This is a genomic window from Bradyrhizobium sp. 14AA (assembly GCF_054185205.1).
Window position 1 is genome coordinate 225906 of sequence record NZ_JAVAYM010000003.1, and the last position, 17523, is coordinate 243428.

The window sequence follows — 17523 nt, forward strand, 5'->3', positions numbered from 1 at the left end:
ATCTCAGCCAGCTTGGCGCCCTCCGTCCGCGTTATCTCTCGCTTGCCACGAGCGGCCACAGCTGGACAACGAAGAGCGCTTTCAGTTGATGTTTTTCGGCGTGAAATAGACCTAGATCGACAAAAAACGGTGCCGGGGCCCGTGCTATCGTTCGGCACCTCTTTGTGCTCATCACACTCTCGCTCGCTTTGTTGCGTTGTGGATGACGGGACTATCAATTGGGGGCTAAGTGCGTGGAAGGTGAAGCAGAGCCGGCAGATTCGCCGGAGATATTTCTTACGACACTGGGAGAAAGCCTGAAGCAGAGAGAAAGTCTCGATGCCGGGTTGGCGGAGATCCTGAAGGCGCACATCCTGAAAGCTGCTCCTGCGCAGAATGCCGTCGCTCAGGCCAGGGATGCCATCCTGAAACTAGCAGCCGAACGTGCTAACCCTCCGAAATCGGAGGTGGCCAATGGCTGACCCTTACTTTCTACGGTCCTTGGGACTTGCAGGGTTCCGCGCATATCTCCAACCAAAGACGTTCGATTTCAGCAAAAAGCGCTGTCTGGCGATTTTCGCGCCGAACGGCAGCGGCAAATCCAGTGTCATCGATGCGCTGGAATTCATGTTCTCCAAGGATGGCACACTCGAAAGGCTCGGGCAGCGCACTATCAACAACCAGGCCGGCCCCGTCGCATTGGCGCACAATCTGGCGGAGGAGGCGAAGATCGCTCCGGCGGTCACGATTGGCGTCGTCTCAGGCAAGGATGCCACCAACGGCAGCCGATCGGCGATAGGGGCGAAGCGGCCGATGCCGGCAGCGGCCACGACTGTGAATGCCTGCTTCGCGGTGCCGCCAATTATCCGCGGGCACACGCTGCGTACCTTCGTCGAAATTCACACGCCCGAACAGCGCTATGCGGATGTCGCCAATTGGCTGCAGCTCGGCCCGCTGGTCGAGGTGCAAAAGAATGTTCGAGCGCTGCGCACGCAGGTGAAAGCTGCCTCAGAGGACGGGACGGCACTGCAGCGGGCAGACACCCAGCTTGCTAGGGAGACGGTCCAGGTGGTGCAAGCCTGGGATGCGGCGGCGATCCTTGCTTACGTCAACACGTCGGTTCTGGCTCCGTTCGGCGCGGCGCTAGTGCTGGTGGCGCTGACGGCTGGTGATCCGGCCTATCTCGAGCTGGAAGCGCGCGCTAAGGCCGAAGAGAACAAGATAGGACTTGCTGGCCTGCGTCAGATCCGCAACGCGGCGGCGGCTTTGTGGGTGGAGGTAACGGACGCGGAGAGCGGCGCGACCGTTATCGGCGGCGCGATTCCGACCTTTGATGCTGCCGTAGGGGCGCTGTCGGCCGCAGTCGTCGAGGAAGCGGAAGAACGCGGCAAGGCGGCGAGCACCATGTTTCAGGCTTTGTGGAATGCCGCAGAGCCGCTTTTCGCCGAGGGTGTGCCGGCCCCCGCTATATGCCCAGTCTGTGAAACGCCGGTAGCCGACACGGCGGCGGGCAGCGCCGAGGCGATCCGGGGCCATATCGCCAAGCATCTGGAAGAGCTGGCCGATTATGCCGCCGCCAAGAAGGTGCTCGACGCGGCCAATACCGCGGCGACCAAAGCTCACACCCAATTGGTGGCGGCGTTGCCGGGGCTTATCGGTCTCCTCGGCGACGATGACGCGGAACTGAAAGCCGATCTCATCGCGTATCAAGCTAGCACCACCGGCTGGCCTCAGGCTGCAGTGCCAGCCTCGGCCGATATCGTTGCGTCGATCGCCAAGCTGCTCGCCACTCTCGATCGGGCCATCACCGACATCGAATCGAAGCAAGGCGACCACACTTACATCAAGGCCAAGGCGAAGATCGATCGGCTGCTGGAGCTACAAACCGAGCGGGACCTTGCGCTGCGCACGCGAGATGAGCTGGGGAAGCTCTCCGACGCCTTGACGGCGCAGGCGACGATAATCTCGGCCGAGATCCGCAAGAAGGTGCAGGCGCTGCTCGACAGGCTTCAGACACCGATGAACGACATCTACAAGCTGATCCAGGGCGCTGGCGCCGCGCCGATCCGGTTGGAGCTGCCGGCGGAAGACGACACGAACCAGCAGCGGCTCAACCTCCTGATCGATTTCGCCAAGAACCGCACAGGCGTGCAACCGGGCGGCTATTTGAGCGACTCACAGATCCATTCGGTGGCGCTGGCGTTGAGAATGGCTGCGATCCAGCAGTTCAATGTCGGCGCGCCCATCATCGCGCTGGATGACATCGTCACCTCCTACGATGCCGATCATCGGCGCACTATTGCCGGCCTCATCGCGACCATGTTCGGGAGCAGCCAAATCCTGATTACCACCCATGACGAGCGGTTTTTCAACTATTTGAAGGACCAGCTCGAGGCAAAGACGTGGCACTTCACTCGGATCATTGGCCTCGATCCAGCCTACGGGCCGCGTTTCGCTGACCACAAAGTGAGCGACGAGATGATCGAGGCGCGTTGGGCTGCGGGCCAGTCGGCGGCCAACGAGATGCGCCAGGCCGAGGAGGAATGGCTTCTCGGCATCTGTCGGGATTTCGGGGTAAGCGTGCGGATCCGGCCGCTGGAGAGGCCCTATTCTTACGAACGCGGCGAGTTGGCCTCGGCGCTTGCCGGCCTGCTCAAGGGTGCCAAGCTCGCGCCTGCGCTGGCGCCCGGGGTCAACAATCGCTTTCTCGATAGCTTGGTGAAGGGCGAGATCGAGAATTTTGGCAGCCACTTCCAGGACGGACCTTATGGCGACGGCTCGATAGGCGACGAGAAGGCGCGCTGGGAGGAGTTCAAGACTTTCCGCAGCCAGTTCGCCTGCAAGAAGTGCAGCCGGACGAAGTTCCAGCGGCCCTTTACTCTCAAAAAGCCGGTATGCGCGCATGATAGTTGCGAGGCGCAGTTCGAGTTTGCGGCAGCAGCGGCAGGGGAGGCGTGAATGGGAGGGCGTTCAAAACCCGTGGAGCTGGCGACGCGCAGCTTCGAAAAGCAATGCGACGCCACGGCTTTCTTCAAGGCCATGCTTAACCGCTACCGGCCCGGTGAGCGGGTGAGTGATGAGGATGGCCTCGACGTTGCGACCCTTCTTGAGCGCCACACTGAATATGTCGCCAAGGTGGGCTGTGGCGTCAGCCATTTCCAAGTCATGATGACCGAGCATGGGACGCAATGCTTCCGGATCATCCGCACGGATGGCAGCGGCACGGATTTCTCTTATCCACACTGCATCTCCCAGCGACCACCCAGCCGTAAGCAGGAGGTCGCCCAAGCCTTTCGACGTGCGGTGCGTTTCGATCTCTACAAGGCCCGCGATAATTTCTTCGCCGTCGCCGGTGCGAGCCGGATCACCTCTGGCGTTACGCGCGCAAGGCGCGGGTCTGGTCGGTCATGCGTCCTTACATCGAAGCAATGGTGTGTCCGATCGCGCGTGAGCCGCGCAACATCGGCGCATCAGTGCGAGCGCGACTCTTCGAGCGGGCACGTGCCGAACGATCGGTTTTGCGGGTTCTGATCGTGGAAAAGCCGACAGCTTATGAATGGGGCCCATTTACTCGATCTCCTCCTTGGAATACCTTTCAACCAAGCCTTGTAGTGGGTACATCACTCGCTTGATCCCGCGACTTACTCGACGATCGCTTTTGACGCTGCTTTCCACAGCGCCATGCTACATGTTCACTCCAGCCAGGTCTGCCAACATGAATGAAAAAAAAGAGATTCTTGCTGCAGATCAGAACCCGATCCCAGCGCTCCATATTCGGCGCGGCGGCAAGCGGCTGATGGTCGCCAGCCACGGCATCGATTCGGAGAAAACCGAAAGCGGCTTATATCTGAGGTTCGCCGAGTTGCTACCCAAAGACTATGACCTTCTGCTGTTTGACTTTCGAGGGAGCGGCGACTCGTCCCTAGATTCGATGGGTATGACGGTTGCCGGTGCGTTATTGGACCTGATGGCGGTCTTCAACTGGGCGAGGGAACAGAAGTATTCTACCTTAGAGCACATAGCGACGAGCTTTGGTGCCAGCATTACGCTACTCGCTGCGTCTGTTTACGATCTCTCGTTTCTTCGCAAAGCCGTCTTCTGGAATCCGGTCATCAGCTATCAGAACACGTTCATTCAAGGAATGCCCGAGTGGGGACGCACGTTTTTCAATCAGCGTAGAACGGATGAACTTTCGAGAAGGCCCTATACCAAGATTACGGATTCGGAGTTCAAGATCTCGCCGTTGCTGACGCAGGAGCTGTTGCTCCTAAATCCGGAAAAAGTTGCTTGGCCCAAAACGATCCCACTCTTGATCGTGCATGGCAGCAACGACACCCTTGTGCCGGTTTCGGATGCGCAGGATTACGGACAACGTAACGGCGTCCGCGTCGAGGTCCTGTCGGGCGTCGATCACGGGTTCGACCACAAAGAGCGGGAGGCAATTGACCTCACGATTTCATGGCTCACGGAATGAGTGTATCGACCGTCGCGATCACTCAAGCGCTGATCGCGGAGACAGCGATCATCCGTGGCGATGTAAGCGTCGGCCATGGCTCATCGGTAGGAGCTTGGTCGATCATTGGGCATCCCAATCATGACCAGGATATCTTCACAGATCAGGAGACGCGCCGCGTCCAGATAGGGGCTGGGGTCTCTGTTGGACTGTGGGCCCTTATCCACGAAGGTGCAGTGATCGGTGACAATGTTCAGATTTATGACCGATGCACCGTTGGCTCGCTTACGAGGGTGGAAACAGGCAGCCGGCTCCTCTACGGCGCACAAGTTCATGACGGCGTCAGCATCGGAGAGAACTGCATCATCGCGGGCTTCATCGGGGACAATTGCGTCATAGGCACCGGATCCAGCGTCTTCGGTTCGCTTGTGCACCGCTATGATCATCCCGGTCCCGAAAAGTGGGATGTCACCGATGAGCAAGGCCCCACCTTGGGAAGGAATGTCATCATCGGTTGGGGCGCGGTCATTGTTGGGCCGATCAGTTTAGGTGATGGTGCGCGCGTATTTCCCAACGCTGTACTGACGCGCAATTTGGGCGAGGGCGAAGTCTATGGGGGTGGGTGAACAGCTTACGACCTACGAAGTGTTGAAGGACGAGGTGCGGGCTCAGTCGTCGTCCCATATCTTTATGCTTGTGGACTTGGCTGACTCAACCTCATTCAAGACCAAACATCAGGAGATAGAATGGCTCGCGCGCCTGAAGCGCTTCTATGATACCGTCTCGGAATTGACAGCCTCACTCGGCCGACGGAAGCTTCTCGGGGACGGCGTACTTATCTCTGTCATCAACAAGGAGTCGTCGCCTTCTGAAGTTATCTCCATCGCACAAGGCATCATCGATCGCCTGCATGAGACGAGCACCAAGTTGTTTCGGGGAGATCACAAACTTGTCGCCCGTATTATCCTAAATTATGGCCCGGCATTTTTTTTTGAAGAAGACGATCCGCAAGGCACCGTCATCGACAAGCTCTTCCGGATGGAGAAATTCGTCCCTAACGGCTGCATCGGCGCGACCGAAGAATTCGCAGAGTTTGCGAACCGCAAGGAACGGCCAGTCGCCCGGTTTCCCTTGAAAGGTCTGCCCGACCCACCCCATCACGGACTTATACTGCTACCCCCGGTTCCGGAGCAGCGCAAAATTGCAGATCTGGAGGTCAAGTCACTGGCGAGCTTGTTGTGGTCGTTTCCGGATATTGAGCCTTTGAACCTTGTCGGCGGCTATATCCGGACTGAGGATTTTCATCACGTTCATGTCGGCGACATGAATGCGAAAATCAATGCACTGCACGCCGTTGCGCATAATTCGGTAACCAATTCGAGTAATGTGTGCATTTGCGATAGTTCGGAATTTCGTGACGCGGCCTATCGCCAGAATATCATCTCGATAGGCGGACCATGCTTCAACGAAATCACCGGCAGGCTCATGGATGGCCTTCGGCTAACATTCCTAGACACGTCCGATGAATTGGACCTAACCCCGTTGCTTGATGAGAGGGAGAACCGTCAGTTTTGCGCCGAGCGGACCGCTGGCGCCTTGACCAAGGATTGGGGATTATTTATGTCCCGACAGAATCCGGCAAATCCGAATTGCCGAATTGTCGTGGCGTGCGGGATCGAAAGCCCAGCGGTGGATGGCATCGTGAGGGCATTTTCTCCCATTACGAACCCCAATTTCCTCGATCTTATGAAGGGCGTTGTTTCCGGTAGAGGAGACGTTGGTGATCGATTGCCAGACTTTTATTGTGTTATGCCCTTCTCGGTCGAGGCGAATGGTCATGCGCAGCTGCCTTCCATGCGCGAACAGACAAACTACATACGGCCGCTTTGACAGGAGCCGCCATTGATCTCGATAGTCACCTGCATCTACGACCAAGATATCGACCTGTTCTCTGCGTGCGCCAAATCTGTGGCGGCTCAGACGGGGAAATTCGAGTGGATCATCGTAGATGACGGTTCACGGAAGCCCAAGATCGATGAATACCGTGATGTGTTGGCGCAATTGTCGCTGTGGCGATCGACTGAGATAATTGAACTCGACGTCAATGTGGGCCTATCCTTGGCACGGAATGTTGGAATCCCAAGAGCTCGCGGGTCCTGGATTGTAGTGCTGGACTCAGATGACGAGTTGGGAAAAGCGACAGTGGAAACGCTTTCCTCGCTTCCTTCCGCCAGCAGGCTGGCTTGTTTCGACGTCGATTACGTGAGGTCGAACGGAGGCGTAGAGAAACGACGCATGCGCCGATGGTCAGAGCTGTATCGACAGTATGGAAGAACGGTCGCGGACCCATTCCTGTGGTTTGATTTTTACTATCACGGAATGATCGCTCGGCGGGATGTCTTCAACAGTATTGGTTTGTATGACGGATCTTTCCGCGTGGGAGAAGATCAGGACGTTCTCTTCAAGGCATGTGAGCTCATCGAAATGGACCAATTGCAATTCATCGAGGAGGTGGGTTACATCTATATGGAAAATCCGAAGGGTGTGTGTGCTACAGAATGGGCTCGTGTCGAAGCCAATTATGCAAAGTCGATGCTGGATGCGATGCGCAGAAGGGGAACACCATTCGAAACGTGTCGATTGGTGGGCGCCAAAGACATCGAGGGTGCCTTCATCGACGAATACGAGTATTCGGTTGATGGTCAATGGATAAGCTGGGAGAGTATAAGTGCGGGACTTTAGCGATATCAAATCGGACTATGATAATGCCCGGTCTGCTGCTGAAAGAATGGATGCTATCACAAGTCTTTTGGAGGTCCGCGCTGCGGAGTTCTCGAAGCCGACGACATTTTTAATGAACGTCCTGCGCGATGATCGCGATCCGATCGTCAGACATGAGGCCGCCTTTGTGTTGGGCGACTGGCGGGCGAAGCAGTTGATCGCCGACGAGCCGGCCGCATCCAGCCTATGCAAAGTGGTCGAGGGCGATCCATCAGCGGTCGCGCGCCACGAGGCTGCGGAAGCGCTGCGCTGGTTTGGCGGTGCCAATGTGGACCGCGCGCTCGACGCGGCCGCGAATGATCCGGTTGAAGATGTGCGCCTTACGGTTGCAATGACAATTGCAAAGAGGGATCGCTTGTACCAAACCTATGGTTAGACGGCGATCGGCGTAGCGGCCGAAAGCCGAGGAGAGGATCGCGTTGCCGCGCGCGCCGGCTCGGCAACTCGCACTGACGGTTTTCATCTTCCCGCCTGATCAAATCAGCTCCGCGACCGGTCATCTCGATATTGGCCTTTGGCCTGATCAGGTCCGACGCTCGCGATGACATCTTCTTGTCTTGAAAATCCGCGAGTTCGGATGGATAGTTGGATCAAGTCCTTGGCCATCATTATTCCGAGGAAGACGATCATGGCGATCCAGATCGTGATGGACAGTACTGGCGACAGCCGTCACTTTTTCAATCCAGACGATGCACGAGAGCTCGCAAAGGCGCAGCGGCGGTTCTACGAACTGACCGACGCCGGCTTCACCGCGGCGGTCCGGACGGGTCCGGCTCAAGTATCGCAAATGCGATCGTTCGCCCCCAACGCGGAAGAAACCGTCTTCCTCCCCAGGCTGGTCGGCGGGTGATCGGCTCGCGCATGTTCGGCTTCAGATCACCTCACTCGCGTGAACGCCGGCGCGCGAGAGCTATTCGGGTTCTCTTCATCAGACACGGCGCCGAGAGGGGGCCTGACAAGAAGGTCAGTACTGCCGTTAGCAACGCTAAGCCAGAGGCACAGAGCTTGCGCGGTTGCGGCGACGGCTTGCTGCGACCAGCACTCCCATCATTCGCATGCAAGCGAGATGAAGCACAACGAACGTTAATCCGTGTAACGGCTGTATCAACGAGAGCAGCAACACGGAGGTGGTCACGCCCGCTACAGACCAGTGGGCGATTCCGGCGCAGCTGCCAAGACAGCCGCGCCACGCACGCCAAATCTGTCCAGGAGTGCTGGACCGGCGAGCATGAACACCAACACTTGAGCAAACACCGCTTCCGACTACAGGAAGCTAATCGTGGAAGTGCTGATGTCCGCATTGCTCCACCTGATAACTGCAAATGCATCGTGCTCTGCATGACTGCCATAAATCAGGGCTGATGCGATAATCATGTCGAAACTGCGACATGCTGATCAGCGCTTTCATCTTTGACAAGCAAAGGACGGCGACCTCTGCGATCGGGCTTGCCCAGGTAGCAATGCAGTGGCGCCAGTGGCGGCGATCAGGAAAGCAGCGTTCATCCAAATAACCGGCGTGAGATCGCCTGGGCTTACGAGTTGTCCGGCGATCAGTATTCCCAAGACGAAAGCCGCGGATGCAGCCCTCGTATCCAACCGTACTCAAATGGCCTTCCGGCGAACCGAGGCCTCACTGTATTGACCGATAACGCATCGGCGATCGAGGTGGTGGGGGCGAGAGCGGCAGCCTGAACCAACGTGACATGAAGCAACACCCAGAATGTATCAGCCCAGAGCAATGCGACGGCTGCTGGGGCCGACACGGCAGCACAGCCTGCGAGCACGAGGCGCAAATGACCCGAGCCAATCCGCCAGCATAGCGACTAACGGTCCGGAAACGAGCCGCGTCAGCATTGCGGCAGCGAGGATCAGACCGATCTGCTAGCGACGCTAGAGCTCGCGTTTCGAAAAATTGTTGCCAGAACCGAGATGCGGCGCCGAACGCGGCGTCGAGGGCAACGTACAGGACTATATAGGCGATTGGTGCGGGAATGCGCACAGGGGCCCTACATCGTTACTGTATTGCCTGCACGCCCTTGGGGACGGTTTCAGGCTAGGGACGCAAACGAATCGGAGAACCGGCTGCGAAAGCGAAGTCTGGCCGTATCGCACCAGGCGGATCAAGTCGATCCGCGCTGCTCGGTTCGCCAAGTGACGGGCGCCTTCTCAGTTGTACCAGCACTCCGGACGACGCCCAAAAAAACGAGTCCTGTAAGTCAGTTATGCCGACCAACGCCGATTACGGTCCGCTCAGCGAGTGAGGACATACCTTGAGTCGCTGACCTCGAGGATCACGTCGCGGTCACCCGAAAAAATTATACCGCATCTTGCCGAAATGTAATTGGGCGAACCGGCTCTTGAATGGAGGCGATCATGGAGAGTTCTGCGTTCTCCGCGTTCCCACGCGGCATAATTCCGCGCTGTCCAATCCCGCTCTTGCCGCCAATCCTCCAAGTCGGCTTCCGTCCGCTTGGACAAGAAAACTGCCCACTCCGCCGTGAACGCGGTGCGTGCGCCCTCGAAACTCGCAGCGGTGCCGGAGGTGCATTCGCCGGGGCCTGATCCGGGATAGAAGCCGCAGCGCCATTGCCATGGATCGCTCTCGGTCGGATTGCCAGCGCGCAGGCCACGTACACGACAGCCGAACCCGTCGAGCTGGGCTAGGCACTGACGGGAGCGCAACGACGTTCGTGGTGAGCTCTTAGCCAGTGTTTCTGACCGCCTCAGCCAGAATGGCGTGAAGCTGCTGCTTGCTGAATTCCTTAGGCTGCTGCCTCTCTGCTGGCGCGACTGGACGGGCGCAGGCTGCCGACGACGGCCTCAGCTTCGGGGCCGATCTTATCTTGGGCCGTGCTGTGGGCGGCTTGTGGCCGCGCTTCAGATTCAGACGGGTCAGCATGCCGCAGACCGCGTTACGACTGCACCCGAGACGGTGTGCAATCTGCGCCGCGCTCTGTCCTGCGGACCAGAGCTTTTTGAGAAGCGCTATGTCTTTCCCATCCCAGCCCATGGCAGATATTTATAGCGCCGACTGCCAGGCACGGGCTAGTCTAGTCTTCGTCCGGCTCGCGCACGACCGCCGGTTCGTCAGCAGCATCTTCCTCATCGTCGTCTTCGTCCTCCTCGTCTTCATCGGGATCCCGGGGCGGCATCGCGGTGCCCATAAGCATGAGCGGTGTCCAGCCGACAGCTGTGGTGGAAAATGCTTCGGAGGTGTGTTGCTTCATGTCGTTTCTGCTCCTCGAAAAGCACGCGCAGTCGAATATTCCTGACGGGCGGCACGCGCATGTCCAGGGCGCGATGGTTGCAAAAGCGAGTTGACATCAGGTCGATTACAGAGCGAGCGGCGGCACCCGCCACGCCACTGGTGACGTTTGCCGCTACTTCATGCCTGAAGACCCACTAGGCTCTATGTTCACCAAAACCTCGCCGGTGGTGACTTCGGGTATCCCAAGATCGAGGTCATGTAGACTCGCCTGAATAAACGCCAGTATCTTGGCGTTCGCTGCGTTGGCGCTTTCGCGGTCGTCAAATATCATCACGGCGATACCGACACCGTCGCCCGCATCCAGCACATGGTAAGATCTGAATCCCTGCGATTGCCTTAGGATCTCACCGACGCCGCTCTTGGCGCGACGAGCGGCGTCCGCTACCGAACGAACCTTAGTGTACTTGCGAATAACCATGTACATGGGGCTACCACGCGCCACACGCCCTCTCGCATCAAAGCATATCGGCCCCTGTCGGACTAGGGCCAACTCGCGAGATGGGCCACAGTGTCCGGTTGGGCGGACCGCGCAACGCGCATTTTCCAATGAGCCATCCTCGCCCCGCAAGTGGGCGAGGTGCTGAGGCTCAGGAGCCCTCGAACTTGAACGATACGTTGAGCTTGGCGCGATAGGCCTCGACTTTTCCCTTGTCATCCAATTGCATATCGAGCTTGACGACCTCTGCAACGCGAAGATCTCGGAGCGAGTTTGCAGCTTGCTCGACCGAATTGGCGGCCGCCTGCTCCCATGAATCGGTGCTGGTACCGACCAGTTCAATGACCTTATAGACGCTATCGGGCATGTCGGCCTCCTATTCGGTAGGAGCAGGAAATCTAGCATCACGATCTCGACGCTGATACGTCTCGGAATGCCACCGAAAGGGTCCGATTGGCTGTCGCTTTCCTGTTTGACCAAAAGAAGAACTCGGGCGGCGCCCTCCGGGGGGATTCGTTCGCATTTCAGCCCCCAGGGACGCTCACATGGAATCTCCTTCCCGCCAGTTGGCTTCAGCATATATTTTTGCCGGCCACGGTCGTCTTGCCGCTGTTCTGACCCATGAAGCGCTGGCATCACATCGGCATCAGCAGCATGGTTATCGCCATGGGTCTGGTATGTGCCGATGCCTGGTGGTCAATCAATCGCGCGTGCCGTCAGAAGCCATAGCGTCATCGTAATACGTACTCCGGAGCTTATGGAACATGGCCACGAGAACGTTGAAAGCGTGCAAGGCGTCGGCGGTGGAGCGTCAGCGCTGCGCCGACTCGCGCAAGCGCGAGCTGACCGCGAGCCGCTTTCATAGAAGACTTCTAGCTCGTGCTCTTGCAGGCTTTCGGCGAGCGCCTTCGTGAGCTCACGCCTTTCCCCGGCGAAGGACAAGGCGACGTCACACTTCGAGCGGAACTCGATGGAAATGAAGCCGACCTTCTTAACGAATTTGCTCCATAGCAAATTTCGCATGAAGTACATGAACTTCGGATCCTCAACCGCGAAGACACGTGTGTAGGGATCGCAGTGAAAAAAATTCTGTAGGTCTTTGTCTTCTTCCCTCAAGAATGGCTCTAGATACTCCTTATCGATGACCTGGCCGAGCGAACCGCGGATTTTGGAGTTACTCGCGATCACGTCGTCAACCTTGCACGTCCACTCGTTGACGTAGCTAGGTAGCGGAGTAAGTGGAGGTAAGGTGCGCGGCCTTCGCGCCGAAACCGCTTGCCTCGTGCGAAGCTTGGCTAGATTGCACGGGGAAATTGAGCACGTGGGCCCGCGAACTGCGGCGAGTGACAACACGAATGGATGGCATGCCTCTTCGTCGCACGCCTACGGCGTCGAGATCAACCCACGACCTGTTGCAACTATCCAGCGGTTGCCCCAACGCACGATAGAATCGATTCGCCCGATGCCGGGGATCACGTCCCCCCGTGCTGCCATTCGAATCCCATCGGGCCCTTCGAGCACTGCCGTTCCGCCGCGAACGTCAAGGACTGCCCACCCGCCAATAGTTGTTGGTCTTGTCTCCGGGACCGACAGGAGCGGCCCCGCAGCCTCGAGCGAGCCGGTCACGGACATGTCCGCCTCCAAAACCGAAGAAGCTGGGTTCGAAGCTTCCGCCGATTGCGCCCCACCCGACGCTTTGGCCAGAGGCTTCGGAGCAAGGCTCGCGCTGACTGTGGAGGGCTGACCTAAACCGGGCGGTGTTCGCGAGCTTGCTGCTGATGCTATCTTTCGGGTGCTTTCGGCCTTACCGCCTGACTTTGTGTCCGGCATGCGGCGCGAAGCCGGTTCTATCCGAGCATTTGGATTGAGAGCCGAGATGGTTGCAGGAGCATACCAGGCACCAGCCCATCCCAATCCAAAACCTCCAGCCAATGCGACCGCGACGAGCCAAATAGTGGGTTTTGAATGACCGCTTGGCGCCAATAGCGCCAGGACCTCATCTCGGTTGGAGGGCGAGAAATCCGATCGGCCGAGCGTGACGGGCCACGTCGCGACCTCGCCACTACCCTGATCCGCGACCGTCTCGATTATTTCCAAGGTATTGGCATGGTGCAATTGCATGCTCGGGTCCCTTGTGGTCCCCAATGATCATGCCGGGAACTAAACCAACCCTTAACGACCGATGCACCTCAGCACGAATAAGACAGCGGTTGATCGCGCAGAAAAACCCAAGGAGTGATGTCCGGCGGCCGCCGCGACTCGACCACATGACGGTGGGGCTGTGTTTGCAACCTTGAGCGGCTGGACCGGATTTGTATTCGGACCCGTGGCGCACGTCAGGAGCACAATGAATCCATGGCCCCGCCAGATTTGAGCCGCATGGCCGCCTATGTCGATACGAAGGGTCATGCCGGGCGGGGCGCAACACCGGGAGTTTTCGATGTCCGGTTATTTGCGAATGTGCTTCGTCAGTTTGGTTCTAGTTGAAACTCTTTCGATGGGGCCTGCGTCTTCCAATCCTCTTGCGGATATCTTCAATGCTGCTGCACCCCAACCTACGGTGACCTCTCCACCGCAAGCGGAATGCTTGGGGCGCCCCGGCAACTCGACCCCCGATAGCCAGCATTGGGTCTACCGAATGGACGGGCACCACAAATGCTGGTTCCTGACCGAGGGTGTGGCGAAGGTGAAGAAGACCGTTCGTCGGCGCGTGGCGAAAGATACCACCGCCAGTTTGGACGAGAACGGGACCGTGCGGTCGAGGCAGACCGGGGTCGTTGACGCGCGCGCAGAGTTGCTGAGCTCCGCACCGGCCGAGCCGTCTCAGCCGCCTCACGCCGAAGTCAAGGTAGCTGATGCTGCTTCCGATCTCGATACGGGCACCACTCTGATGTCGGCGGCCCTCATCGCTGAGCACGGCCGCTGGCCCACGCACTCCGTGCCGAGCCAAGTCGATGTTGAGCAACTTCTCGCGGCCGCGCCGGCCAACGATATGGTGACTTCGTCCGAACCTCCGACTATCCCGATCGGCGTGCTCGTGCTCACTGCAGAGGCTCGTAACGAGGCGCCGAGCCGGACGGCAACTTGGCTTGGCGTCCTACTGATGATGCTGGGGATGCTCTCCATCTTAAGCTCGAGCCGCTCGCTTCGGCACGCGATGAGATTGCGCCACTGAAGCGCACCTGTTTACCTGATCCGTCGTCGCGCCGTCGATGAGGTCTGGCGAGCTGGTATAGCGGAATTGCCACACGTACAAAGGTTCCGCGCGCATGCATTGAAGTTTGGCGCGGCGTTAGACGGACATTCGAGTACGGTCACGGTCCCCCTTTGGGATGGGACTGCATCATGCGGTACAAAATGTTCGTGGTGGACAGCAGCCGGCACGTGATTTGCGCCGCAAAGCTCGACTGCATTGACGAGCAGGCGGCGAGACGTCGAGCCGAACAAATGTCTGGCGAGCACGATGTTGAGCTTTGGGAAGGTGATCGCCTCGTTGCTGTATTTCGAGGTGCAACGTCGGACGAACAATCGAGGCGACCGCTCCGTCCTACATAGATGGCCGGTCTCACCGCCGGGTAGTTCGAACATTAGCCATGCCGGTCTAGCAGGTTGCCGACATGTCGCATCGAAGCTCGATGAGCTAAAGCCGCAGCCGCCAGATGCTCCCGGTACCCTGCCTCTGCGGGCAGTTTCCAATGCTGCTTACTAGGATCTTGTTGAGCGTTTAAGCGCATCTTCCCACCATGGCGCGCGTGTCCAGGAGCGTGCGGAAGACAACGCATTCATGCGCAGCTCGGAAGCAGGCGTCCCAATGTCGGAATCCGAACCGACCGAGCGCGAGCACTCTTCTCTAATTGGTGGTTGCTGAGAACCGAACCATATTGGCGATCAGCCCGGCGCCAAGGCCCAGCTTGTTCGTCGCGCTCAGTGCTGCTTCCCGTTCAATTCTCTCAGTAAGGCATGCAGGAAGTCGCTGGCATGATCGTATTCGACGCGGCCATCGGCACGCGAGCGCGGGGACATAGGACATTGCCAACAATCTCGGGATCGAGCGTGTTGACGCGCTCAGACCACAGCTCAAGTAGACCGTCAGGTATGTCGTCGCTGGATCTGAACAGCTTCGTGAGGCAATGCTCGCCGTCGTGCCTCTGATCGTGGTGCGCTTTGGCAGCATAAAAGGCGAACAGACCGCGGAATGCTTCGCGGGAAACAGCGATCCTGGCCATTATTTCCCCTAAATCACTGAAGTGTCGCTACATTCTAGCAATCTAAGAAAGTAACCTAAAATAACACAAGGCCGGATCGGGAAAAATAGGAAAGTGCGTCAGCAAAGTTGCCGCAAGGTGGTAGCTCGCCCATTCGCGTAGATGGAAAGTCGGAGTTAGCGGGGCACTTCCCCTTCTTTCTTGGGCTGGGACGGCGCTTGAGAAACAGCTCCGTCACATCCCCCGCTGATAGCGTGCTCTAGGAGTGAGTGAGCTCTGAAGCGAGACCGTTGATGCTACCCACAGCGGTTCTGACGGCTTGGTTTCCTGTGCCGTTACGGGCGAACGTATCGCACGGAACGAAGCGCAGATGGATCACCGTCCTCCCGATCGCGACCCTTGGAAAAGGTCTCCGCTGAGGGCACCAAGGCCTCTATCGCTGTGGGGCAGATTGCTCCGCCCCCCGGAATGGTCATTAAACGTGAAGCGACCTCGTCCCGTCTGGCGCGCATGCGTAGTCCTTTCTCCAGTTCTGCTATTTGCTCCGACAGGGCCGCCGTATGCTTCATGAGATTCTGGCAAAGGGTCCGGGCAGACGTCATATCCTGTCCCGGCCCCATAGCAGCCAACACAATGGGGTGCTTTCCGTGCCGTTCTCGGAAAGCACCGCTCGGAGCGGAACGAACGCGATGGCGATCGTCGGTCCGCGCCGATCAGCTCCGGCCGTAAACTTCGGCACCGCCGCCGCGCGCAGGGCCGGCGGTAGGATCGACGCCTTCAGGAAGATCGACGACGAGCGAATGGGTCGTCAGGATCAGCTTGGCCACCGACACCGCATTCTCGAGAGCGGCGCAGGTAACCTTGACGGGATCAATCACGCCGGCTTCGAACATGTCGGTAAATCTGCCGCTCCTGGCATCGAAGCCCGTGCCGGGTTGCTCGGCGGCGACCCGTGTCACGATCATAACGCCATCCTGTCCGGCATTGCCGGCGATGATCGCCAATGGGCGCTTGATCGCGTCGCGGACCAGCATCGCACCGGCTTGCGCGCCATCAACCTCCTGATCCACCAACGGATCGAGCCGCGCTGCGACCTGCGCGAGGGCGGTACCGCCACCGGCCACCACACCTTCGCCACGGGCAGCCCGGGCTGCGTTAAGGCCATCTTCGAGCAGTTGCGCCGTGCGTTTTTGCTCGACCGGCGTGGCGCCGCCTGCGAGCAGGACTGCGGTCCCGCGGGTGAGCTTTGCTAGGCGATCGGCCAGCTTGTCGCGCTCGATATTCTGCGGTGCCTCGTCCCACAGCTTCTGGACCAGTTGCCGCCGCCCGTCGATGGCCGCTTTGTCGCCATTGCCGCCCAGGATCACGGTCGCGGATGCGGATACCCTCGCGCGCGTCGCATTGCCCAGATCGGCGATCGTCGCCTCCTCGATCCGGGCACCCAGGTCGCGCGCGATCACCCGGCCACCCGTCATGATCGCGAGATCCTCCATCATCGCCTTGCGCCAATGGCCGAATTCCGGCGGATTGATCGCGACGACGGTGCCACGTCCCTGAAGCCGAGCCTGCATCACGGCCGCGATGACCTCAGGCGCGATCTCGTCCGCTACCAGCAGCAGCTGACGCCCGCTTTCCTTGAGCTGGTCGAGGATACGCAGGATCGGCTCGGCCGATGGCACTTTGTGGTCGGTCAGCAGGATCGCCGGATTGTCGAGTTCGGCGGCCAGGCTCGAACTGTCGGTCGCCATATGATGCGATACGAATCCGCGATCGAGCACGAGCCCTTCGTCGACCTCCAGCCGCGTCGGTGAGCCCGGCAACGCATATTCGACATGGACGACACCTTCGATGCCGACCCGCTCAAGCGCTTCCGCTATAAGCTCTCCCAGTGACGTCTCGGTGGCCGCGACGCTTGCAACCATGCGCAATTCGCCCTGACGCAGCGGCCGAGAGCCCTCTCGCAGTGCTTTGATGACCAGATCGCGGGCGTGGTCCATGCCGGCGACAACGTCGACCGCCTTGTGCTCGTGCTCGACCAGTTTCACGCCATCCTGCACCAGCGCATTGGCGAGCGCTGTCGCGGTCGTGGTGCCGTCACCGGCGATCTCATTGGTCTGGGCGGACACCTCGCGAACAACCTGCGCGCCCAGATTCTCGAACCGGCAGGGTAACTCGATCTCGGCCGCGATGCTGACACCATCGCGCGACACCAACGGCGTCCCGATCGGGCGATCCATGATGACGTTGGTTCCCTTCGGGCCGAGCGTACCGACGACAGCGCGGGCAAGCTGGTCCACGCCGCGCGCAAGCGCCGCCCTAGCTTCAGCATCGTAGAGCATGATCTTGGCCATCTATCGTCTCCTGAGCGCGCCGCCATCCGTTGGGCGTAGCCTTGTCATTC

At 59.0% G+C, this 17523-nt stretch carries 17 protein-coding genes; 10 read left to right on the top strand and 7 right to left on the bottom strand.

Translation table 11 applies throughout. The annotated features are described in order from the left end of the window. Nucleotides 1-233: 233 nt before the first annotated feature. The 9 genes from RAD15_RS08770 to RAD15_RS08810 all read left to right on the top strand — a co-directional run bounded on the left by RAD15_RS08770 (nucleotide 234) and on the right by RAD15_RS08810 (nucleotide 8063). Nucleotides 234-461: a hypothetical protein gene (locus RAD15_RS08770; protein ID WP_458176418.1), complete on the top strand. Its 228-nt coding sequence runs from the start codon at nucleotides 234-236 to the stop codon at nucleotides 459-461. Next, nucleotides 454-2937 carry an AAA family ATPase gene (locus RAD15_RS08775; RefSeq protein ID WP_458176420.1) on the top strand — a complete coding sequence of 828 codons (2484 nt, stop codon included), beginning with the start codon at nucleotides 454-456 and terminating at the stop codon, nucleotides 2935-2937. The genes RAD15_RS08770 and RAD15_RS08775 overlap by 8 nt, the downstream gene beginning before the upstream one ends. Continuing rightward, a complete protein-coding gene (locus RAD15_RS08780) occupies nucleotides 2938-3510 on the top strand; it encodes a DCL family protein (RefSeq protein ID WP_458176422.1) in 573 nt (190 codons plus the stop codon). It begins immediately after the preceding gene. A 184-nt stretch (nucleotides 3511-3694) separates the two neighbouring features. Next, nucleotides 3695-4453 (top strand): alpha/beta hydrolase family protein, encoded by a 759-nt coding sequence (locus tag RAD15_RS08785; protein ID WP_458176424.1) that lies wholly within the window; start codon nucleotides 3695-3697, stop codon nucleotides 4451-4453. Continuing rightward, on the top strand, nucleotides 4450-5058 hold the full coding sequence (locus RAD15_RS08790) for a DapH/DapD/GlmU-related protein (protein WP_458176426.1): 609 nt from the start codon (nucleotides 4450-4452) through the stop codon (nucleotides 5056-5058). Before RAD15_RS08785 ends, RAD15_RS08790 begins: the two co-directional genes overlap by 4 nt. Beyond that, nucleotides 5051-6322, top strand: coding sequence for a hypothetical protein (locus tag RAD15_RS08795; protein WP_458176428.1), 1272 nt, complete (start codon nucleotides 5051-5053; stop codon nucleotides 6320-6322). The genes RAD15_RS08790 and RAD15_RS08795 overlap by 8 nt, the downstream gene beginning before the upstream one ends. A gap of 12 nt (nucleotides 6323-6334) precedes the next feature. After that, complete coding sequence (locus RAD15_RS08800; protein ID WP_458176430.1) at nucleotides 6335-7174, top strand: glycosyltransferase family 2 protein; 840 nt, start codon at nucleotides 6335-6337, stop codon at nucleotides 7172-7174. After that, nucleotides 7161-7589 (top strand): HEAT repeat domain-containing protein, encoded by a 429-nt coding sequence (locus tag RAD15_RS08805; protein WP_458176432.1) that lies wholly within the window; start codon nucleotides 7161-7163, stop codon nucleotides 7587-7589. Before RAD15_RS08800 ends, RAD15_RS08805 begins: the two co-directional genes overlap by 14 nt. A gap of 252 nt (nucleotides 7590-7841) precedes the next feature. Continuing rightward, nucleotides 7842-8063 (top strand): hypothetical protein, encoded by a 222-nt coding sequence (locus RAD15_RS08810; RefSeq protein WP_458176434.1) that lies wholly within the window; start codon nucleotides 7842-7844, stop codon nucleotides 8061-8063. A gap of 1851 nt (nucleotides 8064-9914) precedes the next feature. Here RAD15_RS08810 and RAD15_RS08815 read toward each other — a convergent pair. The 5 genes from RAD15_RS08815 to RAD15_RS08835 form a co-directional block, all read right to left on the bottom strand. After that, complete coding sequence (locus RAD15_RS08815) at nucleotides 9915-10223, bottom strand: GcrA family cell cycle regulator (RefSeq protein WP_458176436.1); 309 nt, start codon at nucleotides 10221-10223, stop codon at nucleotides 9915-9917. A 40-nt stretch (nucleotides 10224-10263) separates the two neighbouring features. Beyond that, on the bottom strand, nucleotides 10264-10440 hold the full coding sequence (locus RAD15_RS08820; protein ID WP_458176438.1) for a hypothetical protein: 177 nt from the start codon (nucleotides 10438-10440) through the stop codon (nucleotides 10264-10266). A 153-nt stretch (nucleotides 10441-10593) separates the two neighbouring features. Continuing rightward, complete coding sequence (locus tag RAD15_RS08825) at nucleotides 10594-10905, bottom strand: hypothetical protein (protein WP_375865303.1); 312 nt, start codon at nucleotides 10903-10905, stop codon at nucleotides 10594-10596. 163 nt (nucleotides 10906-11068) lie between these two features. Beyond that, nucleotides 11069-11284: a dodecin family protein gene (locus RAD15_RS08830; protein ID WP_458176440.1), complete on the bottom strand. Its 216-nt coding sequence runs from the start codon at nucleotides 11282-11284 to the stop codon at nucleotides 11069-11071. Between the two features lie 329 nt (nucleotides 11285-11613). Next, a complete protein-coding gene (locus RAD15_RS08835) occupies nucleotides 11614-12105 on the bottom strand; it encodes a hypothetical protein (RefSeq protein WP_458176442.1) in 492 nt (163 codons plus the stop codon). A gap of 1252 nt (nucleotides 12106-13357) precedes the next feature. On the opposite strand from RAD15_RS08835, the gene RAD15_RS08840 reads away from it, so the two are divergent. Next, the gene (locus RAD15_RS08840) at nucleotides 13358-14092 is read left to right on the top strand and encodes a hypothetical protein (RefSeq protein ID WP_458176444.1); all 735 of its coding nucleotides are present in this window, start codon (nucleotides 13358-13360) and stop codon (nucleotides 14090-14092) included. 775 nt (nucleotides 14093-14867) lie between these two features. Here RAD15_RS08840 and RAD15_RS08845 read toward each other — a convergent pair. Further along, complete coding sequence (locus tag RAD15_RS08845; protein ID WP_458176446.1) at nucleotides 14868-15143, bottom strand: hypothetical protein; 276 nt, start codon at nucleotides 15141-15143, stop codon at nucleotides 14868-14870. A gap of 692 nt (nucleotides 15144-15835) precedes the next feature. Continuing rightward, nucleotides 15836-17473 carry a chaperonin GroEL gene (gene groEL, locus RAD15_RS08850; RefSeq protein ID WP_458176448.1) on the bottom strand — a complete coding sequence of 546 codons (1638 nt, stop codon included), beginning with the start codon at nucleotides 17471-17473 and terminating at the stop codon, nucleotides 15836-15838. Nucleotides 17474-17523 lie beyond the last annotated feature (50 nt).

Coding starts and splice junctions, on each gene's coding strand:
- RAD15_RS08775 (WP_458176420.1), top strand. CDS start 454: ATGGCTGACCCTTACTTTCTACGGTCCTTGGGACTTGCAGGGTTCCGC.
- RAD15_RS08780 (WP_458176422.1), top strand. CDS start 2,938: ATGGGAGGGCGTTCAAAACCCGTGGAGCTGGCGACGCGCAGCTTCGAA.
- RAD15_RS08785 (WP_458176424.1), top strand. CDS start 3,695: ATGAATGAAAAAAAAGAGATTCTTGCTGCAGATCAGAACCCGATCCCA.
- RAD15_RS08790 (WP_458176426.1), top strand. CDS start 4,450: ATGAGTGTATCGACCGTCGCGATCACTCAAGCGCTGATCGCGGAGACA.
- RAD15_RS08810 (WP_458176434.1), top strand. CDS start 7,842: ATGGCGATCCAGATCGTGATGGACAGTACTGGCGACAGCCGTCACTTT.
- RAD15_RS08815 (WP_458176436.1), bottom strand. CDS start 10,223: ATGGGCTGGGATGGGAAAGACATAGCGCTTCTCAAAAAGCTCTGGTCC.
- RAD15_RS08820 (WP_458176438.1), bottom strand. CDS start 10,440: ATGAAGCAACACACCTCCGAAGCATTTTCCACCACAGCTGTCGGCTGG.
- RAD15_RS08825 (WP_375865303.1), bottom strand. CDS start 10,905: ATGTACATGGTTATTCGCAAGTACACTAAGGTTCGTTCGGTAGCGGAC.
- RAD15_RS08830 (WP_458176440.1), bottom strand. CDS start 11,284: ATGCCCGATAGCGTCTATAAGGTCATTGAACTGGTCGGTACCAGCACC.
- RAD15_RS08840 (WP_458176444.1), top strand. CDS start 13,358: ATGTCCGGTTATTTGCGAATGTGCTTCGTCAGTTTGGTTCTAGTTGAA.
- RAD15_RS08845 (WP_458176446.1), bottom strand. CDS start 15,143: ATGGCCAGGATCGCTGTTTCCCGCGAAGCATTCCGCGGTCTGTTCGCC.
- groEL (WP_458176448.1), bottom strand. CDS start 17,473: ATGGCCAAGATCATGCTCTACGATGCTGAAGCTAGGGCGGCGCTTGCG.